The sequence below is a fragment of the Amycolatopsis vastitatis genome (assembly GCF_002234595.1).
Taxonomy (GTDB): domain Bacteria; phylum Actinomycetota; class Actinomycetes; order Mycobacteriales; family Pseudonocardiaceae; genus Amycolatopsis; species Amycolatopsis vastitatis.
The window spans coordinates 521,796-548,174 of sequence record NZ_NMUL01000007.1; the positions used below are offsets into that span (position 1 = coordinate 521,796).

General features: G+C 72.2%; 17 protein-coding genes. 1 reads left to right on the forward strand and 16 read right to left on the reverse strand.

Annotated features, from left to right (window positions below; translation table 11 throughout):
* Nucleotides 1-125: 125 nt before the first annotated feature.
* The 6 genes from CF165_RS09685 to CF165_RS09710 are packed head-to-tail and all read right to left on the reverse strand — an operon-like array spanning nucleotide 126 to nucleotide 18,449.
* Entirely contained in the window at nucleotides 126-1,958 is a 1,833-nt protein-coding gene (locus CF165_RS09685) for a hypothetical protein (protein ID WP_093947087.1), read from the reverse strand.
* On the reverse strand, nucleotides 1,951-7,230 hold the full coding sequence (locus tag CF165_RS09690; protein WP_093947088.1) for a hypothetical protein: 5,280 nt from the start codon (nucleotides 7,228-7,230) through the stop codon (nucleotides 1,951-1,953). The genes CF165_RS09685 and CF165_RS09690 overlap by 8 nt, the downstream gene beginning before the upstream one ends.
* The gene (locus tag CF165_RS09695) at nucleotides 7,214-10,447 is read right to left on the reverse strand and encodes a hypothetical protein (RefSeq protein ID WP_093947089.1); all 3,234 of its coding nucleotides are present in this window, start codon (nucleotides 10,445-10,447) and stop codon (nucleotides 7,214-7,216) included. The genes CF165_RS09690 and CF165_RS09695 overlap by 17 nt, the downstream gene beginning before the upstream one ends.
* Nucleotides 10,444-11,649 carry a Kelch repeat-containing protein gene (locus CF165_RS09700; protein ID WP_093947090.1) on the reverse strand — a complete coding sequence of 402 codons (1,206 nt, stop codon included), beginning with the start codon at nucleotides 11,647-11,649 and terminating at the stop codon, nucleotides 10,444-10,446. The genes CF165_RS09695 and CF165_RS09700 overlap by 4 nt, the downstream gene beginning before the upstream one ends.
* A gap of 20 nt (nucleotides 11,650-11,669) precedes the next feature.
* Nucleotides 11,670-16,316: a DUF6603 domain-containing protein gene (locus CF165_RS09705; protein WP_093947091.1), complete on the reverse strand. Its 4,647-nt coding sequence runs from the start codon at nucleotides 16,314-16,316 to the stop codon at nucleotides 11,670-11,672.
* A gap of 39 nt (nucleotides 16,317-16,355) precedes the next feature.
* A complete protein-coding gene (locus CF165_RS09710; protein ID WP_143268516.1) occupies nucleotides 16,356-18,449 on the reverse strand; it encodes a phospholipase D-like domain-containing protein in 2,094 nt (697 codons plus the stop codon).
* A gap of 437 nt (nucleotides 18,450-18,886) precedes the next feature.
* Between CF165_RS09710 and CF165_RS09715 the strand changes: the two genes are divergently transcribed.
* Nucleotides 18,887-19,504: a hypothetical protein gene (locus CF165_RS09715; RefSeq protein WP_093947093.1), complete on the forward strand. Its 618-nt coding sequence runs from the start codon at nucleotides 18,887-18,889 to the stop codon at nucleotides 19,502-19,504.
* 113 nt (nucleotides 19,505-19,617) lie between these two features.
* Here the strand turns inward: CF165_RS09715 and CF165_RS09720 are convergent, their stop codons facing one another.
* The 10 genes from CF165_RS09720 to panD all read right to left on the reverse strand — a co-directional run bounded on the left by CF165_RS09720 (nucleotide 19,618) and on the right by panD (nucleotide 26,379).
* Nucleotides 19,618-20,355, reverse strand: coding sequence for an SDR family NAD(P)-dependent oxidoreductase (locus CF165_RS09720; protein WP_093947094.1), 738 nt, complete (start codon nucleotides 20,353-20,355; stop codon nucleotides 19,618-19,620).
* A 17-nt stretch (nucleotides 20,356-20,372) separates the two neighbouring features.
* On the reverse strand, nucleotides 20,373-20,828 hold the full coding sequence (locus CF165_RS09725; protein WP_093947095.1) for an SRPBCC family protein: 456 nt from the start codon (nucleotides 20,826-20,828) through the stop codon (nucleotides 20,373-20,375).
* 16 nt (nucleotides 20,829-20,844) lie between these two features.
* Nucleotides 20,845-21,264: a cupin domain-containing protein gene (locus CF165_RS09730; RefSeq protein ID WP_093947096.1), complete on the reverse strand. Its 420-nt coding sequence runs from the start codon at nucleotides 21,262-21,264 to the stop codon at nucleotides 20,845-20,847.
* A 3-nt stretch (nucleotides 21,265-21,267) separates the two neighbouring features.
* Nucleotides 21,268-21,585: a TcmI family type II polyketide cyclase gene (locus tag CF165_RS09735; RefSeq protein WP_093947097.1), complete on the reverse strand. Its 318-nt coding sequence runs from the start codon at nucleotides 21,583-21,585 to the stop codon at nucleotides 21,268-21,270.
* Nucleotides 21,586-21,602: 17 nt separating this feature from the next.
* Nucleotides 21,603-22,628, reverse strand: coding sequence for a class I SAM-dependent methyltransferase (locus tag CF165_RS09740; RefSeq protein WP_093947098.1), 1,026 nt, complete (start codon nucleotides 22,626-22,628; stop codon nucleotides 21,603-21,605).
* A gap of 15 nt (nucleotides 22,629-22,643) precedes the next feature.
* Complete coding sequence (locus tag CF165_RS09745; RefSeq protein WP_093947099.1) at nucleotides 22,644-22,940, reverse strand: antibiotic biosynthesis monooxygenase family protein; 297 nt, start codon at nucleotides 22,938-22,940, stop codon at nucleotides 22,644-22,646.
* Nucleotides 22,941-23,007: 67 nt separating this feature from the next.
* Nucleotides 23,008-24,546: an MFS transporter gene (locus CF165_RS09750; RefSeq protein WP_093947100.1), complete on the reverse strand. Its 1,539-nt coding sequence runs from the start codon at nucleotides 24,544-24,546 to the stop codon at nucleotides 23,008-23,010.
* Nucleotides 24,543-25,013, reverse strand: coding sequence for a MarR family winged helix-turn-helix transcriptional regulator (locus CF165_RS09755; protein WP_093947101.1), 471 nt, complete (start codon nucleotides 25,011-25,013; stop codon nucleotides 24,543-24,545). Before CF165_RS09755 ends, CF165_RS09750 begins: the two co-directional genes overlap by 4 nt.
* Nucleotides 25,014-25,049: 36 nt before the next feature.
* Nucleotides 25,050-26,033 carry a Gfo/Idh/MocA family protein gene (locus tag CF165_RS09760; protein ID WP_093947102.1) on the reverse strand — a complete coding sequence of 328 codons (984 nt, stop codon included), beginning with the start codon at nucleotides 26,031-26,033 and terminating at the stop codon, nucleotides 25,050-25,052.
* On the reverse strand, nucleotides 26,026-26,379 hold the full coding sequence (gene panD / locus CF165_RS09765) for an aspartate 1-decarboxylase (RefSeq protein WP_205660802.1): 354 nt from the start codon (nucleotides 26,377-26,379) through the stop codon (nucleotides 26,026-26,028). The genes CF165_RS09760 and panD overlap by 8 nt, the downstream gene beginning before the upstream one ends.

A 26,379-nucleotide genomic window follows, 5' to 3' on the forward strand; every position in this document is an offset into this window, starting at 1 on the left:
CCCGGATGGCCGGACGCGCTGGCTGCGCGCCTGCTGGGACCCGTCGCGGCAAGCCGAGCTGCACCAGCCGGGCCGGCCGAGTACTCGAACCACCGGGGAAACCGTCTGATCGGCGGTTTCGGCGGTCAGGGTTTCCCGGTGTCGACGAGGATGTCGAAGGCCAGGCCGCTCGAACCCTCGCCACGTCCGGCGCCGCGCTGGGCGGAGAGCCAGACGACGACGCGGCCGTCGGTCCAGCGGGTGCGGTTGTAGGCGGCGGAAAGGCGGGTGCCCGCCTGGGGTACCTCCTCCTCGTTGACGAAGTACTGCTGCTTGTCGTCGAACCCTTCGCGCAGCAACGCGGTGCGCGCGGGCACCGGCAGGCCGTCGACGACGCCGGGCATGGCGGCCCGCTGCAGCCGGATGCCGCGGTGGCCGCCCTCGGTGTGTGCCGGGATGAACGGGATCCAGTTCTCGGGCACGGACGTCATCGCCTCGTACGCGACCGCGGCCCGCGGGCCTTCGGGTGGCACCGGCGGGTTCAGGCGCAGCCGGTGGGCCAGGATCTCGGCGGCGACCTCGCTGCCGCGGCGGGGCTCGCCGGTGGGCAGGCGGACGGTCTGCTCGATCCCCCACACCATGTTCGCCATCTCGTCCCGGATGAACAGCACTTCCTCGAGCGCGGGGCCTCCGGCGACCTTCGGCACGCTCGGCGGCAGGAGCAGGCTGGTGTCCGCCGCGACCGGGGTGTCCCCGGCGAGTGTGCTGTCGATGGTGTCGAGGGTGAACATCGACCAGCGCTGCCAGTCCTGGTCGTCGCCGGTGCCGGCGGGGGTGATCCACAGCTTCTCCCCGAAGACGTCGGTCACCGCCAGGCCGCGGATGGTGGCGAGAGTGCCGGCGGGCAGGTCGCAGGGCAGCTGGAACCAGTCGTTGCTGTAGACGAGCGCGAACTCGAGGAAGACCAGCCGGGCGAGGTCGGTGCTGTCCGGGGAGACCGCGGCGAAGTTGGTGCGCCCGTCCTCCAGGGCCCACCACCTCGGCAACGGCATCCCGGAATAGCGGACCGGTGCCGGGAAAACCGTCCGGTGCACCGGTCCGGGGCTCGCCGCGGTTCCGCCGAGCGGGGCTTCGGGGTCGATCGAGAACGCGTGCCAATCCAGCACACCGCCCGGGTACTCGCGCGCGGCCAGGACCTTCTCGCCGCCGCCGGGCGTCCGCGCGGCGACCGAAAACCGGTGTTCGAGCCGCTGGGGATCCCAGGTCGCGTCGCCGGCGGGCTGGTCGATCAGCGCTTCGAACCACGCGACCAGCTTGCCGCCCAGCCGGTCGAGCTCGGGGTAGTGCAGGTGCAGCAGGTCGTCGATGCCGTCGGAAGCGTGCCCGCCGTCCTTGATGTGCCGGTAGAGCAGGTAGCCGTCCATCCGCCGGCCGGAAATGGCCTGCATCGTCGCCCACACCCCGGGGTGCGCGACGCGCGGCGTGTCGGCGTCGGCCGCCGGATCGGGCAGGGCGATCGGGTACAGCTTGACGTACTGCCGGCGGAACCCCTGGAGAGCGCCGAGGATCGACGATCCGGTGATCAGCTTCAGCCAGCGGTGGCCGATGGCCAGCCGGAGGTCGAACGAGATCGGGTCCGTGCCGAAGGCGAAGGGCAGTCGCCGCCGCTCGGCGACCGCCTCCAGCGGCCGGCCCGGCGGCACGTCCTCGACCGGGCCGCCTTCGGACCGGAAGCGGCTGGGCGGTGCCGCGTCGACGCTGTAGGTCATGGTGACCGGGGAACCCGCGTCGGCGCCGCGGAACTCGCCGAGCTGCCACTGCCGGGTCAGCAGCCACAGTGGGTCGCGGACCTCCGACCGCAGTGCCCGGCCGAAGTCGGTGGTGCGCGGACGGCCTTCCAGCCGGTTCCACAGGCCGACCGCGGGGTGCTCGCGGTGGTCGAGCGCACTCGGGAAGCCGAGGCGGATCGGGTCACTCATGGGCGGCCTTCCAGCGCAGGTTCGCGACGGCGAGATCGGTGCTGACGGTGACCGGCTGCTGGGTCGCCGACAGCACGGTCGCCGGCAGCAGCTGCGCGTACGCGGTGTCGTCGAGGTGTTCCGGTTCGACGGCCCGTGCCTTGGCCGCCTCGAAGGTCTCCGTGATCGCGGCGACCAGGTCGCCGGTGTCCCAGTGGCCGGTCCTCGCCGGCGGCGTGACCAGCAGCATCGCCTGGGGCGGTTCGGAGTCGGGGCGGTCGAAGTGCACCGCGATCCCGGTGGTCTCCGTGGCCGCCGGAATCACCTCGGTCCATTCGTCCAGCAGCAGCCCGCAGTGCGTGGTGCCGCCCAGGACCGGTTCCTTCGCGTAGTGCGCGGTGAACAGCACCTTGTCCTCGGTGATCTCGGTGCCGGGCGCGAACTCCATGCCCAGCCAGTGGTCACCGCGGTGGTACGGCAGCTGGATGGGCACCAGGGCAGGCTCGGCCCAGCCGAGCAACCCGGTTCCGAGCAGGCCACCGGTCCCGAGCAGCGCGTCGCTGAGCAGGACGGTCTTCTCCCACAGGCGCGGCTTCTCCCGCACCCGCGCGATGCCGTGCAGCCAGTCGTCGACCGGGAAGTCGCGGTTGGACGGTGCCTTCGTGAGGTGGCCGACCAGCTGGTCGCTGTCGCCGCGGGCGTCGTGCCAGTCCTGGGCCAGCTGCGGCGGCGGGGTGAACTCCGGCACGGCGAGCACGTCCTCGCCCAGCAACGCCTCGAGCGTGTCGAGGGCCGCCTGCACCCGGTCGGGGCCGGTCACCGCCTTGCCGAGGCCGACGAGCGCCTCGTCCGCCGCGGTGAGCCGGCTCGCGACCTCCGCCCGCAGCGCCTGCGCCCGGGTCAGCAGGTCCCGGCCGAACGTCACCACGCGGTCGCCGAACGGCGTCAGGTCCAGGCCGGTCGCGTCGAAGCCGGTCAGCGGGAGCAGCGCCGACACCTCGGCCAGCAGCCCGCTCAACGTCGTCTTCGTCGTCTTGGCCTCCCGCTGCAGGCCCTGCAGCCGCTGGTCGAAGTCCCGGCGCCGGTTCCCGACGATCGTGCGCAGCTGAGCGGGCTTCGCCGGGCGGGGGCTCGTCGGTTTCGTGGTGAGCAGCCGTTCCGCCTGCTGCAGCAGGCGGAACCGGGCATCGTCCGAAGTGGACGGTGGCAGCTTGTCGTACTGCGCGATCAGCGCGTCCGCGTCGGCCAGGGACTTGCCCATCCGCGCGGCCGTCTCGGCGACCGCGGCCAGCACGTCGGTGAACACGCTGCGGCGCCAGAGCATCAGCTCGCCCCACCCGCTGCGGACGATGCCGAAGCGCGCGGCTGTCCCGGCCAGCTCGGCGTACCGGACGAGGAAGGTGTCGATCCCGCCGAGCAGTTCGGCGCGGTGCGGCAGCCCGGGGTCGGCGGGGTACAGCGGGCTCAGGTCGCCGAGGTAGCCGCTGACGGCCTGGCCGAGCCGGTCCAGCGACGCGCGGACCGCGTCCGGGCGTTCCCGCGGCAGCGACACGGCCTGGTCGGCGGTCCGGTCGGCCGGCGCGGCGCCGGCCGCGGGCACGAGGTCGCTCGGCCGCAGCGGCCGGGACGTCGTCAGCAGCGAGCGCAAGGTGGCGACGAGCGGGGACAGCTCGAAGAAGGTGGTCTTGCCCGGCACCCGCTGGGTGTAGCGGATCTTCAGCAGGACGTCCGGGCGCGGCTGTTCGGCCCCGAAGACGACGCCGGCGATCCGGTCGTCCAGCTCGGCGAGCTCCCCCTCCCCCGGTGTGCGCAGGGCCTGCAGCAGGTCGATCGGCTGGAGGCCGGTGTCCTGCTGGGTGACGACCCGGCTGCGGGCCTTCCCGGTGACCGGGTCGGTCCAGTCGACCCGGGCCGCGACGTCCGACGCCGGCGGCAGGACGGCGGGCAGCCAGTCGTTGACCGCGGGTTCCGCCTGCGCCCGCGGGCCGTTGTGCCCGAGCAGCGCGCCGTGGTCCGGGTCCAGCCCGGGTGTGAACTGCAGGCCGAGCCGGTGGGTCAGGGTGATCCCGCTGCGCGGGGTGTCGATCACCGCGGGCGGCGGTGGGAAACCTTCCTTGGCGTAGGCGTCCAGCGTCGCCGCGGCACGCTCGGCGTTGCCCAGCAGCGCCTGGTGCGCGCCCTCGGCGACGGCGAGGTCGGCGAGCGCGTCGTGGAGGTTCAGCAGGCGCCGCACCTCGTCGTTCATCGCCTGCTTCTCGTCGTCGGTCACCCCCTTGGTGGGCAGCAGGTCCGACCCGAAGGGGTAGGTCGGGTGGTTCTCGCGGGTCGCGCGCCGCACGAGGGCCAGCCCGTCCACGACGTTGCGCGCCTCGACCAGCTTGACGTCGTCGGCGGAGGTGATCTCGCCGGAGAGCTTTCCCGCGCGCAGCGGGAACGCGGCACGCAACGGCTGGAGGTACTTGTCGAGTTCGACGCCGGGGTGGCCCTCGTGGAGGCCGCGTTCGAACCGGTAGCCCAGCAGCGCGCTGAGCGACTGGCCCTGGCGCAGCCCGTCCAGCAGGGCGAGCGCCATCCGGACCCGCTCGGAGCTCAGGTTCACCGCGAACGAGCCGGGGTCGGTGCGGCCGGCGTTGGCGACGTAGCCGGCCCGCAGCACCGCCGCCGTCCTGGCCTGGGCCGGCGAGGGCGTGTGGACGTACCCGCCGTTGCCCGGATCGTGCGGCAGGGTGGCGGCCCCGAACACCGGCACCAGGTCGGCGGGGACGTCCTTGTGCCCGAGCGGTTTGCGCGGCTCGAGGTGTTCCAGCCAGCCGTACGCTCCGAGGTGGACTCCGCGCTTCGGCGCGGCGGTGAGGTCCGGGCCGTAGCGCAGTTCGGCGAGCCGCTCGTTGGCCAGGCCGAGCCGCCACGCGTCCAGCCGGTAGCCGGCGCAGTCGAGGTGTTCGGCGAACACCCGTTCCAGCCGGGCGGTGGGCAGGTTCGCGAGCAGCCCGATCGCCTCGACCTGTTCGGCCAGTTCGGCGGTCGCGGCGTGCTCGCCGAGGACGTCCGGCAGGAAGTCGGCCAGCAGCCGGGCCGGGTCCCCGGTGATGAGCGGGGCCGGCGCGTACAGCTGGCGGTACCGGCTTTCGCTCGGCGGGTCCGCGGTTTCCTGCTCGCGCCGCGTTCTGATGTGGACGAACAACGGGTCCGCGGCCGACGGCACGGCCGCGCCCGGCGTCGCCATGGCGAGCCGCCGTCCCGCCTCCACCCAGCCGAGCAGGACGGCGTGGCGCAGGTACAGGTACAGCAGGGCGGCGGGCGGGCGGTCCTCGGTGAAACCGAGCTCCAGCCGGATCGTGTCGAGGTCCCGGCCCGCGTGGTCGGCCAGCCAGCGCAGGTAGTTGCGCGCCTGCGGCGGTGGGGTGTAGTCGCGCACCGGGTCGGTCTCCGACAGCGGGCGGTCGTCGACCAGCGGCGCGAGCAGCGGGTACTGGGTGCCGGCGAAGAGGCGGCGGATCAGGTCCGGGTCGGGCCCCGGCGGGTCCGCGTGGCCGAGCCGGGTCAGCAGGGCGCGGATCGGTTCCGCCATCCGCAGCCGGTCCAGCGCGCTCATCACGGTTTCGCCGGCGGCGCCCAGGTTTTCCCGGTTGAAGATGTCCTCGACGCTCTGGGCGTACCGCTGGTGGTACTCGGCCGTCGTCGGGTGCAGCGCGAGGATGTCGAGCAGGGCCTGGTGGGCGTCGTCGTGGTCGCCGCCGAGGTGGGTGACCTTGCCGGCGGCCGTCTGCCAGTCGGCCGCGGCCGCGCCGAGCAGCCGGTGCAGGCCGCGCCGGTGGGCGGCGGTGGCGGAGTCCGGCCAGGTCATCCGCGAGAACGCCGTGGTGGGCAGGATCCCGTAGGGCTGACGGCCGATCTTGACCGCCGGGACGGGCCCACGCCCGGACACGTGCCGCAGGAAGAACTCGCGGGTTCTGGCTATCGTCGCCTCGCTCAGGATCGGCGGCGGTGGCGGCGACCCCGGCGACGCGATCGGCGACAACGTCGTCCGCAGGTAGTTGCCCCAGGTCGCGGGCCAGAGCGCGGTGTTGGCGGCCCGCGCGTCCCGCTGGTCGGTGTGGTCGGCGTTCGGTACCCCGGTGAGGCTCGCGGGGTCGAGGCCGAGCAGTTCGGCGAACCACTGGCCGTCGGTCTTGGCCGTCCAGTCCGCCGGTGCGGCGGCCGCGGGCCGCGCGGCGGTGGCGCGCCGGGCCGCCTCGGCCTCCTCCCCGGCGTCCTGCCCGGCTGGGGCCGCTCCGGTGTTGTTGGTCGGCGTTCCCTGCGGCAGCAGGGCGAACCCGGCCGGGCTCCGCAACTGGCGGCCCAGCAGGTCGGCGAGGTCGGCGGCGGTCTGCTCCGGCGCCGCCTGCGCACGCAGCCCGAGCACCACCAGGCGGTCGAGCTTGGCCCCGAAGCCGGCCCGGGGGATGCGCAGGCCCATGCCGACGTCGACCGCGCGCCCGAAGTCGGTCAGCCACCGCAGGCCGTCCGGGACCCGCAGCTCGCCGGTCTGTTCGTTCACCTTGAGCTGCTCTTCCGGCGGCAGGCCGGGATCGGGGCTCACGGTCAGCTCCGCCGGGATCGCCGCGCCGGACACGGAGAACACCTGGGCGCCGCCGACGAACCCGTACGCGACGAACCGGTCGGGCAGCAGCCGGGCCTTCGCCGCCTGGGTCCACGACCGCGCCGCGACCCGCGGCGGCCGGGGCAGCACCTGGAACGCCAGCACGACGTCGTTGCCGGGGTCGGCCGGTGCACCGTCCACACCGGACGGTGGCCGGGCGCGGATGGCCGGCGCCCGGCTCGCGCCGACCGCGGCGAGCAGCGCGATGTCGGCGTCGCGGAGCTTGCCGCGGTCGCCGTGCGCCCGCCAGACCGCGGTCCAGTAGGTGATCGTCGGCTGCCGGTCGTTCGCGGACAGCACCTGCTCGCTGACGATCACCAGCACCGCGGTCTTCGCGTCGGCGGCCGACGGCTTGTCGGCGGGGTTCGCGGGCTTGTACTGCTGCAGCAGCCAGCCCGCCCGGCCCGCCGGCACCCGCGCGACCAGCTCCTGCCAGGCGGCCTGCTCGCCGGCGGGCCGGCCACCGGCCCGCCAGAACGCCGTCCAGTACGCCTTCAGCGCACCGGCTTCGGCCTCGGTCGGGTCCGGTTCGAACTTGTCGATCGCCCACTCGTCGGGGAACACCCGGACCAGCAGGTCGGTCTCGGTGAACCGGGTCTCCAGCCGGACCGGGCCGAGCAGCACCGGGTAGTCGTCAGTGAGCGGGGTCATCGAGCAGCATCTCCTGTGCGTGGACGGCCATCAGGACCGGGGCCTGGAACAGCAGGTAGGCGAGGTCCGCCGAGCTCAGCCCCGCGTACCAGCGCGGCAGGGCCACGTCCTCGGCGTGCTGGGCCTCCTTCTCCTCGTCGCCGGCGGGGTCGTCGAAGTCCAGCAGCGGGACCTCGGCGGTGTCCTGGTCGAGCACGACGAAACCGTGCCTGCCGCCCGGGTCGACGTCACCCCAGGACAGGTCGTTCCAGACCTCGACGCGGGTGGGCGCGCCGTCGTCGACGCCGAAGCGGGGGTCGCCGGGCCTTTCCTTGAGCACGAAGAACCAGCCCGCATCACCGGTCTTGAAGTTCCCCTTCGCCTTCTCCGCGGTGAGGTCGAAGCCGAGCAGGTAGATGTCCGGCTCCACCTTCGCCTCGTACAGCGGCAGCTTGATTTCTTCGGACGTCGGGTGGTTCTCGTCGGCGAGCTCGACCGGGACGCGTTCCCGGTGCGGGTCCGGGTGCCGGTTGTCGGGTTCCCAGCGCGCCCGGTGCGCGTAGACGGCGGCGGTCGGGTACTTCTTGAGCAGCTCGCCGCGGATCACCAGGACCAGCTCGTTCTCCTGCTTGTCCCCGGCCAGTTCGCGGTTGTCGTGCGCGCCGAGCGGGGTGGCGGAGCCCCACGTGTCGATCGGCGTGACGTCGTAGAGCCGCTCGCGCCGGGCGGCGGGCGGTTCCCCGGGCGGTGAGAACGCGGCGCGCGGGTCCCAGAACTGCCGGAACGGCGTGCCGCGCTGGTCGGTCGGGTACTCCCGCCACAGCATTTCACGGCCGAGCTCGTGGTTGAGCCCCACCAGGAACGCCTCGACGAACTCCTGGTCGGTCTCCAGCAGCGTGATGCTGTTCGGCGGGATGAGGGTCAGGTTGGGCACGAAGGTGTCCACCGACTTGTCCAAGAGGGACTGGAACATCGGCAGGTCGATCGCCGGGTACGCCATCGCTTCGAGGAACCTCTCGGCGAAGGGCTGCAGCCGCTCGCTTTCCAGCTTCACCGTGGTGAGCAGGTTCCGCGGCACGGTGACGTCGGCGCTCAGGTTCCGCAGCACCGAACCGGTGGTCCGGGCGACGTCGAGTTTCGGCGGCGGCGTGACCTGCCCGCCGACGGCGGCGGCGGACCAGCCGCCGTAGATCTCGCCCACCGCCTTCTTGAACAACGCCGCTTCCGGGCTGTCGGGGTGTCCGGGGGTTCCGGCCGGGGCGATGCCCTCGCCGGGCAGGCTCAGCACGAACTTGTCGTTGACCGGGAGCTGCCCCACCCGGTCGCCGCCGCTGCTTCGCCGCACCACCTGCGGCAGGGCGTTCTCGACGTCGTCGGGCGTGACCAGCGCACCGGGCGTGGTCTTGGGCGCCGCGGCGGTGACCGCGCCGGTGTCGAGGTCCATCCGCGGCACCAGGGCGTCCGCGGTCACCTCCAGCGTGCGCATCAGCCGCGAACCCGGCCGGGTGAGCCGGCGCATCTCCGGGGACAGCGGCGCCGCGGCGACCCGGCTCGTGGCCACCTGGAAACCGACCGCCACCGGGCCGCCCACGTCGGCTCCGGCCGCCGCCGGAGCCGTGAACGGCGCGTGGGTCACCCGCGAATGCGCCGGCGCGGTGAGCGTCAGCGCCTTGCCCGAAGCCGAAGGCGCCGCCGCCAGGTGCTCCGGGTCCGCGGCCGGGTCGCCGATGTGCTTGCGCTGCAGCCGGTGCCCCACCTCGCGGTGCAGCTGGGCGGCCCGGATCCGGGCGTTGGCCTTGAGCACGTCGCCGATCTGGGCCCAGGCGGCGGCCATGAACTCCTCCTGGCGCGCCTGGACGACCTGGGTGCCGAAGTTCGCCGCGACGCGGAACCGCGGGTCGAGATTGAGCCGGTGCACCCAGTTCTTGTTCTCCGGAGCCGGGGTCGGCGACCCGTCGTCGTCGACGAGCAGCCGCGACCGGAGCGCGGGCCAGCGTCCGTACAGCGGCGGGGTGACGACCGGGTCGACCCGCGTCGCGGCGGCCGGGCCGGCCAGCCGCTCGTGCGCCGCGGCGGGCGGCTGCCGCGTGTAGTCCTCCGCGAGGTTGATCAGCCCGGCGAGGGCCTTCTGGAACGGGTGCGGGTAGGTCCCGAGCGGCGGCGGGTAGGGGTTGTGCTGGTTCTCGGGTTTCCGGTTGTCCTCGGCCGTGAACCGGCTGTCCCAGTTATCCCAGTTGTCCTTCTTTCGCAACGGGATCTCGAGCGCGCCGCCGAGCCGCAGGATCCCGCCGATCTCGGGGGGTTCGGTGATCCCGGGCAGCTTGAAGCCCGCGGAGTTGAAGACGTCGATGTCCCGGCGGGCGACGTGCTCGTCGGGCACCCGGGGTTCGAGCAACCGGACCAGGTCTTCGAAGTCGCCCGCGGCGCCGGTCGAAAACCCCCACCGGTGGTAGTACGGCAGCTGGCCGGCCGCCTGCCGGCCGGCGTACGGCACGCCCCAGCTGGGGTGCAGGGCGCCCGGTGCCGCGGCCGGGTCGAGGCCGAGGCCGGCCAGCCGCCCGGTCTCGAACGCCGGCACGAGGAACGCCTGGTACGCCGTGGCGGGCCGCAGGTGCCGGGGGCAGACGATCCGGGAGCACGCGTTGTCGGCGTTGGTGTCCAGCACGGACCGCAGCTCGGGCAGGACCGCGGCCATGTCGTCGGAGGCGACCGGCCCGTCGAGGCCGCCGTTGACGTGCACGTGCGCCCAGGCGCCGAGCTGGTCCGGCGGCTGGAGCGCGCCGGTGCCGGTGACCGTGATGAACGGCAGGGGCCGTCCGGCCACGGTGCCTTCGGCGAACTCCGCGTCGGCGCCGTCGCCCGCCGCCAGCACGATCAGGGCGAGCCACGGCCGCAGCCGTTCGGTGACGGCGTCCGGTGCGGCCGGGCTGTAGGACCAGGGCAGCGCTTCGTCGTAGAACTCGAGGTGCGCGAAGTAGTTCGGCTCGACGTTGGTGACGAACGGGCGCGGCTCCATGCGCGAGATCGCGCGCGGGTCCACGCCGATGACGTCGCCCGGGCCGTAGATCTGCACCGGCTGCGCGACCGGCTGGTTGATTGCCTTGCCGTCGAGGCCGTCGCCGGTCAGCCGCAGCCGCACGGTGATGCTCGCGCGGGCCGCGGTTCCGGGGTCCTCGGTGATCCGGGTCGCGAGCCCGGTGCGCAGCCAGGGCAGGAAGGAGTAGGCGTTCGCGGTCACGAACCACTCCCGGCGTCGAAGATCTCCGTGGTCTTGGCGAGCTCGTCGGCGTCCGGGTCCGTCGCGGCGAGCCCGGAGCGGGCCACCCCGCCGGTGACGAGCACCTTGGTCCCGGGCAGCGCGACGGCGGCGAACGCCCAGCGGCCGGTGGCCATCCCGGCGGCGGTCGTCCACGTCTTCTCGGCCCCGCTCGCGTCGAGGATCAGGGCGCTCGGGTAGCCGACGTCGTCGCGCGGCCCGGCGGTGCCCCCGGCCACCAGCACCTTGCCCGTGCCCAGCGGCACCGCGCGATGGAGGCCCCGGCCCCGCGGCACGGGCTCGGCCGGGGTGACGTCCTGCCAGGTGCCTGCGCCGGCGGTCAGGTCGAACTGCTCGACGGTCAAGCGGGCGTACGGGTCGAAGGTGCCGTCCCCGGGCGCGCCCGGGACGCCGCCGCCCACGACCAGCACGCTGGTCTCGGACAGCTTGACCGCCTGGTGCCCGGTCCGCGGGCGCAGCAGGCTCCCGGTGGCGGACCAGCTGTCGTTGCCCGGCGTCGTGCCGGGGGTGTAGAGCTCGCAGAAGCCGAGCGCGACGTCGCCGGTTCCGGAGACCGGCACGGTGCCGCCGCAGACCAGCACCTTGCCGTCCTTCAGCACGATCGCCGTGTGGCCGGTGCGCGGGTCGGTCATCGGCTTGGCGTCGGTCCAGGTGTTCTTGTCCGGGTCGTACAGCTCCGCCGAGGCCAGCGCGCGGATCGAGTCGCCGGACCGGTTCGTGGCCCCGCCCGCCACCAGCACCTGCTTGTTCGGCAGCAGGACGGCGCTGTGCCCCCAGCGGCCCTGTTTCATCCCGGCGACGACCTTCCAGGTCTTGTCCGCGGGGTTGAAGATTTCGGCCGCGGTCAGGCCCGGGGAGAACGGGGAGCCGCTGACCCCGCCGGTGACGAGCACCTTGCCGTCGGCCAGCACCGTCGTGGCGTGCAGCCGGCGCGGCACGTGCGGGTCGGCCGTCGTCCAGGCGTCGCCGGCCACGTCGTAGACCGCGCCCGTGGCCTGGGCGACCCCCTTCCCGTCGACGCCGCCGACGACCAGCACCTGGCTCTTGCCGTCCGGGGTCGTCAGCACGACGGCGCCGTCGTGCTGCCCGTACCAGCCGCCCGGCGCGGGGAGGTCCTTGCCCGGCTTCCAGGTCCCGGTGGCCGCCAGTGTGGAACTGGTCATCACGTTCTGCCTTCCGTCCGTCACGGGGTGAAGATCTCGGCGGTGGCGGTGGGCACGCCCGCGTCCGGTCCCGGCGCGGAGACCCCGGCGCCGGTGAGGCCGCCCGCGGTCAGGACCCGGCCGTCGGCCAGGACCACCGCGGCGGCGTCCCAGCGCCCTTCGGCCGCTCCCCCGGTGGCCGTCCACGTGCCGGCCGCCGGGTCGTAGCGGAGCGCGACGCGCATCCCGGCGGCGAAGGCGGGGCCGGTGGTGCCGCCGAGCACGAGCACCTCGCCGGTGCGCATGAGCGCGGCGCCGTGCCGGCTGCGCCCGCCGGGCATCCGCCCGGCGGGCCGCCAGGTGCCGTTCGCCGGGTCGTCGTCCCAGGCGAACAGCTCCGCGGACGCCAGGCTGCCGCCGTCGAGCAGGTCGCCGGCCGGGCCGGGCACCGGGTCGCCGCCGGTGACCAGCACCTGCTTGCCGCCCGCGAGCAGCGTCGCCTGGTGGCCCGCGCGGGGGGTGCGCAGGCTCGCCACCGGCGTCCAGGTGCCGTCCGGTTCGTACAGCTCGCAGTAGGCCAGTGCGGCGTCGCGGTCGCCGGTCGCCAGCAGGCCGCCGACGACGAGCACCCGGCCGCCGGTCACGGCCACCGCCTGGTGCCCGGCTCGCGCGTCCGTCATCGGCTTGCCCTCGGCCCACTTGCCCGATGCGGGGTCGAAAAGCTCCACCGTGGACAGTGAGCGGATGCCCGAAGTCCCGCCCGCGACCAGGACCTGGCCGGTGGGGAGCACGGTCGCGGAATGCCCGGCGCGTGCCGACGGCACTCCGTCCACAGTGGACCAGGTGGCGGCGACCGGGTCGTAGACCTCGGCCGAGGCCAGGACGCCGCCGTCCGCGCCGACGCCGCCGGTGAGCAGCACGCGGCCGTCCGGGAGGCGGGTGGTCGTGTGCCGGCTGCGGGCCACCGTCATCGGCTTGGCCGCGCTCCAGGTGTGGGTCACCGGGTCGAACAGGGCGGCGGCTGCGACGGCCTTCCCGGTGCCGTCCGCGCCGCCGGCGAGGAGGACGCGGCCGCCGGCCAGCAGGGCAGGCCCGGCGCCGGACGCGGCCGCCGGCACCGGGTTGTCGGTCGCGGCCCAGGTGCCGGGCACCGCGAGCGCGGCCGTCACCTCGGCCTGCTTGATCACGTGCAGCTGGCCGGCGAGGCTCGCGTCGGCACGGATCCAGTCGGCCAGCGCGTCCGACGCGGTGGCGTGGCTGCGGAAGTCCGCGGCGGTGCGGCTGATGTCCCCGCCGGGCGGGAACGCCTGCCGGTTGTTGCGGAGGTGGGCGACGACCCAGCGCTGGTCGTCGATGCGGACGGCGTCCTCGGGCGGGAAGGGCCGGCGCCGGTCGGCGTCCTGGCGCGACAACGGCGAACGGCTGGTGCTGCTGCCCTTGAGCAGGTGACCGAACACTGCCGGGCTGACGCTCACCAGCTTCTTCCGCGGCGGCACCGTGGACGCGGCGACGGCGGCCCGCGCGACTGTCTTGCCTGCGGCGAGGCGGCCCTTCTTGTCGATGACGATCTGCTCGTACCGGGCACTGCGGCGAACCGCGCGGGCCGACGCGAGCGTCCCCTTCGCCGCGGTGAGCTCCAGTCCGGCGTCCTGCTTCTCGTACGCCGGCCGTGACAGTTTCGCCGCGTCGTCCATGTCCTGGAACTGCGCCATCGCGAAGGACTCGCCGGTCACCGACACCTGGACCAGCCCGCTGTCCGGCGCCGGCGTGACGCCGAACCGCGTGCCGTCGCTGGGCCGCTGCTGGCCGAGGCGGTCGAGGCGGACCTCCAGCGGGATCGCCCGCTGCCGGACGAACAGCGTGCCGAGCGGGTGCAGGACCAGCTGGTCGTTCTCGGGCAGCGTGCGCAGGGTGACCAGCGGCTGCGTGCCGCCGGCGGGCAGCCGGGTCTGCCAGCCCTCCGGCTTCTTGATCTCGTTCGCCAGCAGGGGAAGGACCGCGACCGGCGGGAGGGTGGTGTTGTGCTCCTCGCCCCAGGTGATGTCGAAGTCCGCGGAGATCTCGAAGAACAGCAGGGAGATCGAGCCGCGGCCGTGCGCGCGCCACGGTGCCGGGCCTTCCAGCCGGAACTGCAGGTCGATCCCGAAGAGGCCGACCCCGAACGCCTTCAGCGACACCCCGGCGGAGATGTCGATGACGAACGCGAACGGCGAGAACCGGAACAGCGCGTCGAACGAAAGGTGCCCTTCGACGCCGAAGTCGGAGAAGCCCAGCCGCAGTTCCGCCTTGGCGCCGAACTGCACGGTGTTGCTGGTGACCGCGAAGTAGCCGGACACCCGGATCAGCCGGCCCGGCTGGTTGATGATGTCGACCGAGAGCCGGTCGGGCACCGGGAACGGCAGCGGCGGCGGCGTGAACGACGGGTGGAACCCGCCGACCGTGAGCACCAGGTCGGGGCTGTCGCCCCAGGCGACGAGCAGGCCCATCCCGCCGTCGATGGTCATGGTGAGGATGCGGGAGTCGAAGAGCTGCGCGAAGAACCACAGGCGCTGCTTGTCGGGCTCGAACGCCCCGATGAAGTCGACCTGCAGGACCAGCAGCGGCAGCTCCTCGGCCGGCAGGACGCACTTGAGGATCCCGAGGATCGCGACGTTGCCGGGCGGGATCTCGATGATCACGCCGAGGGAGACGCTCACCAGCGTCGGGGTGCCCCAGCCGATCTTCGCCATCGGGCCGATCAGGAACTTCCCCTGTTCCGGCGGGAAGAACGCGCGCAGGTCGGACAGGATTCGCGGGGCGTTGGCGACGACGTCCTGCGGGAACATCACCGACTCGATCGAGCCGGTGCGCACGCCCTCGACCAGTGCCTGCAGGTTCATGCCGCGGTTCAGCCCGATCAGCCCGCCGACGGCGAGCAGCGTGAACCCGTACCCCAGCTGGATCCCGCCGCCGCCGAACTCGGTGGTGATCACGATCAGCAGCGAGAACCCGGGCGAGCCGTCCGGCATCCGCGTGCTGATCAGCCCGATGGCCTTCAGCTCGACGAACCCGGCGAACTCCAGCTCGAGCGCGCCCGCGTACTCGCCGCGGTCCGGGTCGGCGTAGAGGAACCCGCCCCCGGCGACGAGACCCGCGTCCACCTCGAGGCCGATCCCGCTGGGCGGCTTGAACCCGCAGTCCAGCTGGGCCGGGCCGAGGTTGCCGCCACCGTCCGGAAAGGACAGATCGAGCAGGACGCCCATCCGGTCGATGCTCGCCTTGATCGGCCCGAGGCTCGCCGAGAAGCCCGCGGACACCTCCAGTGGCAGCTTCCCGTCCCGCACGCCGAGGGCGAGGTAGAGCTTCTTGATTTCCACCGGGCCGAGCTCGAGGTGCACCGGGATCTCGAGCTCCAGCCCGCCGCTGCCGCCGAGCTGCAGCCCGGCGCCCGGCGAGAACGTCGCGGAGAGGTCGAACTTCGACTCGATCCGGGCGCCGCCGAGCACGGTGGTGAGGAACCCGTCGCCGCCCGAGGCGTCGATGACCAGGTGGCCGCCCTCCAGCGCCAGCCCGACCACCGGCTTCCCGTGCCGGATGCCCCCGCCCGCGGAGAGGGCCTTGACGTCGACGCGCAGGGCGTCGGCCACGTCGATCAGCACGAGCGGCTTGTCCGGCGGCGTCTCGTAGCGGAGCGCGACGAAGACGTCGGCGTCGCCGGTGACCGGAGCGTCGTTCAGGCCGGCCCGGACGACGGCACCCTGGTCCGGGCGTACGACCAGGGCGACACCGCCGGCGAGGTCGGCCGAGGCCTCGATGGTGAGCGCGACGTGTTCGGCCAGCGGGAAACGCAGGTCGGCCGTCCCGTGGGCGTACGGCGAGAAGCCGAACCCGCCGTCGGCGCCGCCCGGCGCGGTCGGGTGCAGCCCGTAGAGGGAGATGCCGACGTCCAGCGCGTCGAGGCCGAGCCCCTTGACGAGGCTCACGAAGAGCTGGAACGACGGGTCGGCGTGCTCGGGCAGCTTCGTGCCGCGGATCGTCTCCTCGGCCCGGGCGGGCAGCTGCCGCATCGCGGTGCCCACCCCGGCGAACTGCAGGATGCCGCCCACGTTGACGATCAGCGCGGTCGGGTCGAACTGCGGCGTGCCCCAGCCGTAGACCTCGCGGAACAGCCGGACCGGGTCGGTGAACAGGGTGCCGAGCCGGTCCCAGCGGACGATGTGCCGGACGTGCTCGCTCCGGTACACCGCGGGGTCGGCGTCGTGCGGCTCGCCGAGGAAGATCCCGCACAGGTGGCCGACGGCGAACGCGGGGGGCGCGAAGTGCGCGACCGCCTGCATGACCACGAAGTCGAGCAGCCGCGGGAAGAACTCGTTGACGATGTTGGTCTTCGCCAGGTAGTCCGGGGTCGCGCTCAGGTTGGTCGCGACCCGTCGCAGCTGCGCCAGCGTGTCCGCCACACTCACCGTGAGGTCGGCGAAGGCGGCCGAAACCTGCACGTCGGTCCCGGACACCTTGATCGTCTGGAGCACCTGGAACTTGTCCCTCAGCGCCGACAGGTCGATCGCGGCGAGACCGATGTCGGAGACACCCGGCGGCAGCTCCCAGCCGAGCAGCGGCAGCAGGCGGCCAGGTCCGGCGGCCAGGTGGTCGTCGAGCAGGGCGAACGCGCGGGCGAGCTGCTCGACGGCCCGGTCAAGCGTCGAGGACATGGGCCCGGCCCGGTCCGAAGCGGTGTTGCGCGGAAGCGGTCATATTCCACTCTCCTCGGGAACTTCGTCCACTTCGGGCGCCTTGTCGCGGAACAGCCCGGTCTTGAAGGAAAACCGGCGGGTTCCGCTGATCGGGTCGAACCCGAGGTCGTCGAACACCGTCTTGCCCAGCAGTTCGGCGAGGTGCTCGCGGGGTGAGTTCAGCGTCTCGTCGGCCGACGGCCAGGGCAGCACGCGGATGCGGACGGGGGTGCCCGGGTGCTCGCCGAGGGCCTTCAGCTTCTCGCCGGCGCGGGTGTGCCAGCGTTCGACCCAGCCGCCGTCGGGCGGGGTGTCCAGCAGCGGGTCCTGCGGGTTGGGCCTCCCGTCCGCGGTTTCCAGGCCCAGGTGCTCGGCCCACAGCCGGCGTCGCATGGCGTCGACGACCGGCGTCGCCGCCGCGCCTTCGATGCCGTTGAGGATGAGGAAGTTCGCCTCGCTGTTGCGCACGTCGCCGAAGTGCAGGGCGTGCAGGAACTGGAAGTAGTCCAGCGACGCGCCGTCCAGGTTCGCCGAGCCCAGCGTCGCCCACTTGCCGTCGACGATGCCGACCTTCGAGTGCAGGTAGTTCGGCACGACCCGGGCGCGGTGGTCGGCTGTCGCGGCCTCGTGCGTCCAGCGGGTGAACGCGCCGAAGCGGCGGCGCCGGGCCTCCGGCTGGCCGGCGTCGATCAAGCCCTGCCGGATGCGCGTGACCAGCTTCCGCTGCCACCGCGGGTAGCACGGGATGTCCGGGTCGATGTTGATCATCAGGATGACGTTGAGCTTCGGCCGGGCCGGATCGACAAGTGCCTGCAGCAGCGCGTTGCCGATGGCGTCGTTGGTGAGGTACTGGTTTTCCAGGTAGATGTAGTCCTGGGCGTTCGCGATCGCCCGGAGGTAGGCCTCCAGCACGCCCTTCTCGCCGTCGGCGGGATCGGTGAACCGGCCGGAGCCGAGGGTCCGGACGACCTGCAGCGAAGCGACGGCGTCAAGCCCGTCGAGGTCCGTCTGCGGCGGCGGGGGGCTGATTTCCCCGAGGTGGTCGGCCTCGTCGGTGACGGCGTTCCAGTGCAGCCGGTAGGTGTTGTGCAGGTCGAGCACCGCCGGGCCGTTCACCGCGAAACTCACGTCGTGGATCGGGACGTTGTCCTTGTTGCCGCGGCGCGGGTCGTCGACGGCGTGCTCGGCGTCCCCGTAGTACCCCTGGTCGAACGGCGAGGCGATGCTGACCGCCTTGAGCCCGTCGACGATCGCGAGTTTCGCGTGGGTGGGCCCGAAAACCGAGGTGGTCGCCCCCTCGATCTTCTTCTTGGGCAGGAGCGTGCCGTCGAAGTAGGTCCTGACTTCGTTGAGCGAGGTGCCCTTGCCGAGCGCCAGCGCCAGCCCGCCGATGAGGACGATGACCAGCCCGAGGCCGGGAATGACCAGGGAAGCGCCGACGAGGTGGCCGTCGAGCTGCGGGCGGTTGAGCAGCAGGCGCACGTCGACCGCCCGTGGCGCGTTGACGGCGTCCAGGAGCAGCCGTTCCGGACGGGCGTCCTGGGCCCGCACTCCGCGCGGCTGGGCGACGGTCGGCGGCGGGTCGTCGAACTGCAGGACCATCTCCGGGTCCTCGAGCGCGGTGTCGGCGTGCAGCTCCGGCGGGATGTCGAACAGGAGCTGCATGAACTCGATGGACTTCTCGGCCTCCCGGAAGACTTTCGCGACGCGTTGCCACGCCACGACGTTGTCGACCAGGACGCCGACGGCGTTCCCGTCCCGCACCGGCGGTTTCGGCTCGCCGGCCCCCAGGGTGACCAGCCAGCCGCTGTGGTCGCGCCGCCCGAGCGTGAACGTTTCGACGGCGAGCACGCCGGCGACGTCCAGCACCTCTTTGCTCGCCAGCCGGCGGTGCACCTGATCGAGCACCCGGAAGCGGATCCGCCGCGGCCCGTACTCCTGCACCACGTCCGGATGGGAATCCGGATAGGTCAGGTCGAACGCCCCGGTTCCGTCGGTTTGCCCGTGCGCGAGGTCCTGGGAGAAAACCGAAGACGTGTCCTGCGCGACGACCGTCAGGCCCGCGACCCCACCCGTTTCGTCGACGACTTTCCCCGTGGCACGGCTGCTCATCCGCCGTTCCTCCCCGCCCCATGGCATTCCTTGCGGTACGGCCGTGAAACGAACGCTTCGGCAATGAGAATTTCGACCCGGCCACGGAGGAATCGCCATACGAGCGCCGGGATTCAGCATGGGCGCCGGGTGGAACGCCGTCAATCGGCCGGGGTCAGGACTGCCCCAAAGGGCGCCCGGGCGGCCGCGCCGCGATCCGGCGACCGCGACCTCCCGTGGACGCGGTGGCGTGCGCTTGCCGTGGCGACCGCGTGCGGAAAGCACAGAGCCGGGCGAGACGGGGCCAATACGATCGCGCCGCCCGGTCGGTAACGACTCCGCACCGGTGAGCTGGTTCGCCCTCCTCCTTGTGTAACAGCCGCTGCTCGCGGGGTGATCTAGGTGCGGACTGTTCCGGAAGAGCTCGGCGGGCGGCTGACCACCAGGGAGTGACAGGATTGGGCGACGCAAACGACTTCGACAAGACGGAGTACGACAACCTGAGGACAGAACTGATCTTCCACCAGACGAACGCCAGCACCATCTTCGCCCTCAACATCGCCGGAATGGGCATCGGCGTCACGGCTTCGGCGAAGCTTGACGCCGCACTGCTGGTACTGGCCATCCTTTCTTGCGTACTATGGTTCCGCTACAGCGACCACGTCATCGCGCTCTTCCGCATCGCCGCGTACTTCGAACTCGAGTTGCGGCCCCGGGTCGTCGCGCGTCTCAAGGAACCGGTCTTGGGCTGGGAGGGCTACCTGCGAAAGAAGTTCACTCCGCGGAAACACACGAAATCGTCGAGGTTCACCCTGGACTCGCGGATGGGCATCGTGGTCGCGTCGGGAGCTTTCCTCGCTCCACCACCGTTGTTGTGCGTAGCGTTTGTCCTGCGGCAATGGCCGGATACGGCTGGGTTCTCCCGGGTTCTCCTCGTCGTCGCCAGTGCGGTGACGGCGGTGGTCTGGTTATATTCGACCTTGCGCGGCATATACACCGTTCGCGAGCTTCGACAGCTGGACAACGAGATCAGTTCAGCGGCGGAACTGTTGCCCGGCCAACGCACGGATGCCTGATTCACGGGGGTGGTCGCGGCGCAGGATTTTCGGTGAACGAACCCGCTCCCCGTGTCGTCACCTCCGCCGACGAAGAGCGGCTCGTCGAGTTGCCCGGGTGCTCGTCCCCACCATCACACGCCGCCGTCGACGTTGATCGTTTCGCCGGTGATGAAGCCCGCCAGGTCGCTGAGCAGGAACAGGGCCGTGTGGGCCACTTCCTCGGCGCTGCCGAGCCGCCGCAGTGCGGCCATCTGCTCGTAGCGGTGGCGCTTCTCCGCCGCCATGCCGGCCGTCGCCTCGGTTTCGATCACGCCGGGGGCCAGCACGTTGACCCGGATGCCCCGCGGGCCGAGCTCCTTGCACAGGCTGCGGGTCAGCCCGGCCAGCCCCGCCTTGGACGCGGTGTACGCCGTCGCCCCTGCCAGTCCCGCCTGCGCGACGCGCGAACCGACGAGCACGATCGATGCCCCGCGCTCCATCAGCCGCAGGGAATGCTGCACCAGCAGGAACGGACCCGTCAGGTTGGTCGCGATGACCTCCGACCACTGTTCGAACGACAGGTCCTCCACCGGGGTGTGCGTGATCTGCCCGGCGTTGCTCACGATGCCGTCCAGCCGGCCGAACCGCTCGGCCACGTCGTCGACGAGCCGGGCGATGTCGTCCGGCTGCCCGACGTCGGCCTGGGTCACGTGGTGCGTGCCACCGATCGCTTTCAGCTCGCGCGACAGCGTCGCAGCCGCCTCGGCGTCGCGCCGGTAGCAGGTCACCACCCGCGCCCCGGCCCTGGCGAGTTCCAGCACCATCGTCCGGCCGATGCCCCGCGTGCCGCCGGTCACCAGATACGTCTTGTCGTTGCCCGTGAGCTGCATGCTGCCCGTCCTCGGAGTCAGTGGTTGCCTGCGGCGGCTTCGACGATCTTGCGGATGCGGTCCATCTCCACCGGTGTGTTGCGGTTGATCCGTTCGGCCATCCCGGCGTCGTCCACCGGCGCCTGCGGTTTCATGGCGAAGTCCTGCACCCAGCGCATCCGCACCCCCTCGGGGGTCTCCTCGTAGTCCCAGTGGATGCGCATGTACTCGAAGGGCCCCGTCTCGACCCGGTGCGCGTCCACGGTGCGGGTGACGGGATCGGCGGTGCGTTCGGAGACCCAGCTCCACACCTTGCCGTTCTCGTCCGGTTTCATCGTGAGCCGGAACCGGACGGTGTGCCCTTGCCGGTCCAGCACCTCGACCTCGGCGTACTCGCTGAACAGCTCCGGCCAGGACGCCACGTCGTTGGTCATGTCCCAGACCAGCTGCAGCGGAGCGTCCACGGTGATCGTGTTCTCGGTGTGCCCGGGCATCTTCCCTCCTCGCCGGTTACCGCGCGCCGTCGTCCGGCAGCGGTTCGGTGTCCACGTGGCCCAGTTCGGGGCGGGGCGCCAGCGGGCCGAGCTGGAACACCGCGGTCGCCGTCACCGGGCCGTCGTTCTCCACGCGGTGCCGGACCCCGATGGGCACCAGCACCCCGTCGGTGGCGTCCAGCCGCAGCGGTTCCCCGTCGAGCCGGACGACGAGGCCGCCGGAAACGACGTAGAGGAACTCCTCGGAGTACGGGTGGTAGTGCTCGGACACGTACTCCCCCGGTTCGAGGGTGAGCACCCCCAGGAACCCCGACCTCGCCTGGACGGTCGCCGGCCCGAGCACGACCCGCAGATCGCCGCCGCGGCGCCGGTTCGGGGTGATCTCGGCGAGCGAGACCTTCCGCACCTTCGCGTGGGACAAGGAAACCTCCGGCATTTTTCAGCCCTCCCAGGTGTAGAACGGGGTCGCGAGCGCGTCGGCCGGGCTCTTCCAGTTCGGCGCGTAGGGCCGGATGTACCCGCGGAGCCGCTTGTCGATGTCGGCGAACAACGGGTGCTCGCGCATCTCGTTGACGCCCTGGCCGATCTCGTGCTCGGCCTCGATCAGGTGCAGGTACAGGCCGTGGAAGCGGAACAACGTCCGCGACGACGCACCGAGCAGGTGGGGCAGCTCGGTGCGGTCCGACTCGGCGAAGATCTCGGCGACCGCTTCGGAGTCCCGCGGGTCGAAGCGCGCGACGATCAGGCTGCGGTGCATTGGCGTTCCCCTCCCCTTCAGGCGCGCTCGGCGATCAGCACCCGCATCGGCGTCCCCGGCACGGTGTGGATCTCCGGCCTGGTGAAACCGCTCTGCGCGAACATCTCCCGGTAGACGCGCTCACTGTGCACCTCACCGGCGCGCGTCCAGGTCAGCATCAGCAGGGAGAACAGGTGCGGCGCGGGATCCCGGTCCGGTGACTGGTCGCCGACGGTGAACCCGACGACCACCACGCGGCCGTCCGGCTTCGTCGCCTCCCCGACCCGTTTGAGCAACGTGGTCGCGTCCTCCTGGGAGAAGTGGTGCAGGACGTTGGTGATGAGCGCGACGTCGTAGGGGCCGCCCAGCTCGGTGGTGAACATGTCGCCGATCAGGAAGTCGACGCGCTCGCCCACCCCCATCTCCTCGGCGTTGCGCCTGGCGATGGGCACCACGTTGTCCCAGTCCAGCCCGTGGACCCTGGCGCGCGGCTCACGGCGGGCCAGGGTGAAGCCGTAGATCCCGTGCCCGCACGCCACGTCCAGTACGTCCACGGAGTCCCTTGTGGACAGCCACGGGGCGAGCCGGTCCGCGACCAGCTCGGCGGTGGGACCGGTCGCCAGTGTCGCGTGCTTCGCGAAGTCCTCCCAGTACCGGAAGTTCGGCGTTTCGGCGTGGGTGTCCACGACGGCACCCCCGTGGCGAACCGCCTCGTGCAGCAGCTTCAGCGCGTCCCACTCCCAGTCGCTGGCGAGGATCCGGGTCAGGTGCCCGACGTAGCCGGGGCGGTCGCTGACGAGGTACCGCGCGGCGGCCGGGGAGAGCCGGTACTCGCTGCTGTCGTGTTCCATCAGACCCGTCGCGACGAGCGCGTTGAGCAGGATCGTCAGCCCACGCGCGTCCACGTCCAGTCGCTTGGCGAGCACCTCCGGGTCCAGGCCCGCCTCCGCGAGCCCGTCGAACACCCCGAGCTCCACCCCGGCCCTGACCAGGCTGGTGTCCCGGTAGCCCTGCATCATGCCCAGGATCCGGGCCCGGCCGGCGTCCGGCTTGCTGTCGGTCATCCCTGTCCTTCCTCCTCAGCCCACCAGGCCCGGCACGGCCCGCATCATGCGGATGGACCCGTGCGACCGGTAGGGGTGGAGCTTCTGCCGGTGTTCGACGTGCTCCCGGCTGTTCTCGAACTCCCGGAAGCCGGGCTCGTCGACCCAGTCACTGCCGATGTAGTAGGTGGACTCGCTGTCGGCGCTCCTCGCGAGGAACTGGCCGAGGTTCGCCGGGTGGTCGGCGACCGCCGCGGTGTTGGCGGCCCACACCCGCTCGAATTCCTGTTCCCGGCCCGCGTGGATCCGCAGGCAAAGCACAACGCGAAACATGCTGTCCACACTGGAGGGCACCGCTGGAAGATGGCTGGAACCCCGGTGGGAGCGGAGGAAGGCCCGCTCAGCGCGACCGCGACGCCAGCGGTTTGTCCTTGACGAACCAGCTCAGGCAGAAGGCCGCCAGTGCGACGGCCGCGGCGACGAGGCACACTCCGCGCGTCGCGGCCGTACACGCGTTCAGGACGGTCTCCTGGAGCGCGGGTGGCAGCGTGTGCAACAGCGCTACGTTGGGCGCGGCACCGTTGACGACGTGGGCGCCGGACGCGCCGCCGAGCTGCGCGGACATGATCCCGGTGAGGATCGCGCCGAACACCGCGGTGCCGACGGTTCCGCTGAAGGACTGGAAGAACGTCACCGACGAGCTGGCGACCCCTATTTGCCCCGGTGGCGCGGAGTTCTGGATCGCCGTGGACAGCACGGTCATCGTGGAGCCGATGCCCAGACCCACGACGGCCAGCGGCGCCGCGAGGGACCAGGAGGTGCTGGCGCGGTCGAGGGTGCTCAACAGCAGCAGCCCGGTGGTGGCCAGTGCGGTGCCGGTCAGCAGGAAGACCCGGTACCGGCCCAGCCGCGGGATCAGCCTGCCGACGACGAGCGAGGACACCACCATGCCCGCCGACAGCGGGATCAGCGACAGCCCGGCCGCGGTCGGCCCGAGGCCACCGACCAGCTGCAGGAACAGCGTCACGTACAGGATCGTCCCGATCAGCAGGCCGTTGGTGCCGAGGAACACCACGACGTTGCCCACCGCGAAGGTCCGGTCGGTGAACAGCCGCAGCGGCACGATGGGCTCCGCGGCCCTGGTCTCCTGCCGGAGGAACGCGGCGAGCAGGACGACCGCGGCGGTCACCAGGCCCAGGATCAGCGGCGAGGTCCACGGGTACTTCTGGCCGCCCCACGAGATCGCGAGCAGGCCGGTGCTCAGGCCACCGACGAGCAACGCCGCGCCCAGGTAGTCCACCCGGTGCTCGCGGCGCCGGTGCGGGACCTTGAACGCCACGCCGACGAGGATCATCGCCAGCACGCCGAAGGGCATGTTGACGTAGAAGGCCCAGCGCCAGCTGGTGGTGAGACCGAAGAAGGAGTGGGACTGGGCCAGGAAACCGCCGACGAGCGGGCCGACCACGCTGGAGCTGCCGTAGATCAGCACGAACAGCGACATGTACCGGCTGCGCTCGCGCGGTGGCACCAGGTCTCCCACGATCGCGATGAACGACACGGTCAGCCCGCCCGCGCCCAGCCCCTGCACCGCCCGGGCGGCGATCAGTTCGACCATGCCGCCCGCCAGCCCGGCGAACGCCGAGCCCACCAGAAAGCAGGTGAGCGCGAAAAAGTAGGCGGGCTTGCGCCCGTAGAGGTCGGAAACCTTGCCGTACAAGGGGTTGGTGGAGGTGGACAGCAGCAAGTAGGCGGTGGTCATCCAGGGCAGGTACCGCACCCCGTCCTGACCACCGATGTCCTGCACGATCTTCAGCGACGCCGTGCCGACCACGGTCTGGTCCAGTGCGGCCAGCAGCGCGGAACAGCACACGCCGGCGAGGGTCAGCGCCAGCATGGCGCGGGGCACTGTCCGCTGGTCCGTTCCGGTGAGCTCGCTCATGACCGCTCCCTCCGCACCCGGGCGGGACGGCGGGGGCGGGGCCGCCGGGCCATGGACTCGCCGAGCCGGGTGAGCAGCGTCGTCAGCCGCGCCACGTCCTCGGGCGTCCAATCGTCGAGCAGCTCGCCGTAGATCCGGACGATGGCTTCGCGGAACTCCCGCAGCTGCGCGAACCCCGCCGGCAGGACCTCCACCCGCCAGGACCGGCCGTCGTCGGGGTCGGCGACCAGCCGGATCGCCCCGGCGGATTCGAGCGCCTGGAGGTGGCGGCTCACCATCGACCGGTGCAGCTGCAGTTCCTCGGCAACCTCCGACGGGCGGAGGTGTGCCCGCTGTGCCGCGAGGGAGAGGAGACCGATGGAGACCCCGTCGAGCTCGGTCTCGGTCCGGCTGAGCGCGCGGCTCTGCTGGCGGATGAACGACAGGGCCTGGAAGAGGTCCCAGAAGCGATCGGTAGTTGCATCCATGAATCAACTATATAAGTAGTTGATTGACGCCAGCAACTACATTCCGGCCCAGACCGCCGTCTCCCGGATCCGGTCGACCAGGGCCGCCTGCCGGAGGATCGCCCCACCGCCCAGGTCGCAGGCCCGCCCTTCGCGGACCGCGAGCACGAAGGCCCGCAGCACCTCCGCGAACTGGTCGCGCGGCGCCACCACCTTCTCCGTCGTGCTCCCCCGCCGTTCGACCAGGATCCGGGGTGCGTGGTCCGGCGGCGGGGTGAACGCGCGGTCGACGACCAGCCGGCCCTGGCTGCCCCACAGCTCGTACGCGCAGCGGTAGGACGACTCCAGCCCGAACGCCAGCTGCGCGCTGACCCCGGCGCTGGTGACCAGCAACGCGGTGCCGCTGAGGTCGACGGCCCGCCGGAGGTCGTACCGGGCGGTGGCCGCCACCACGTCCAGTTCCGGCCCCAGGAACAGCTGCGCCGCGCGCACGGGATAGCCGCCGAGGTCGGTGAGCGCACCCCCGGCCGGGGCCGGCCGGTACCGGATGTCGCCGTCCGGCCGCGGCGGCACGCCGAACACGCCGGTGAACCCGCGCAGCTCGCCGAGCACGCCGTCGCCGAGCAGCCGCCGGACCTCGGCGTGCAGCGGGTGCCGCACGAACATGTAGTTCTCCAGCAGCACCAAGCCACGGCGGCCGGCGAGCGCCACCAGCGACGCCGCGGCGGCCGCGGTGGTCGCCAGCGGTTTCTCGGCGAGCACGTGCTTCCCGGCCCGCAGCGCCGCGCCGACCCACTCGGCGTGCAGGCCGGGCGGGAGCGGCACGTAGACCGCCTCCACGTCCGGCCGGGCGAGCACCTGCTCATACCCCTCGACCGGTTCGCCGCCGAACTCCGCGGCGAACCGCGCCGCCCGCGCCCGGTCGCGGCCGGCGACCGCGACCAGCCGGATCCCCGGCGTGGCCACGACGGCGGGCAGCATGCGGCGCCAGGCGATATCGGCGCAGCCGAGCACGGCGATCCGCAACGGCCCATCAGCCAACGGGGGTGTTCTCCTCGTCCACGATGACGATGTTCGGCACCAGCTCGTCCACTTCGGACTCGGCGATGTCCACGAAGGTCAGGATGATGACCTTGTCCCCGCGGTGCACCAGCCGCGCCGCGGCGCCGTTGAGGCAGATCTCGCCCGGCTCGCCGACGATCGCGTAGGTGGTGAAGCGGGCGCCGTTGTCGATGTCGAGGACGACGACCTCCTCGAACTCGCGGATGTCGGCCTTGCGCAGCAGCGCGGGATCGATGGAGATCGACCCGACGTAGTTCAGGTCGGATCCCGTCACCACCGCGCGGTGGATCTTCGACTTCAGCATCCGCCGACGGAACTCGGGCAT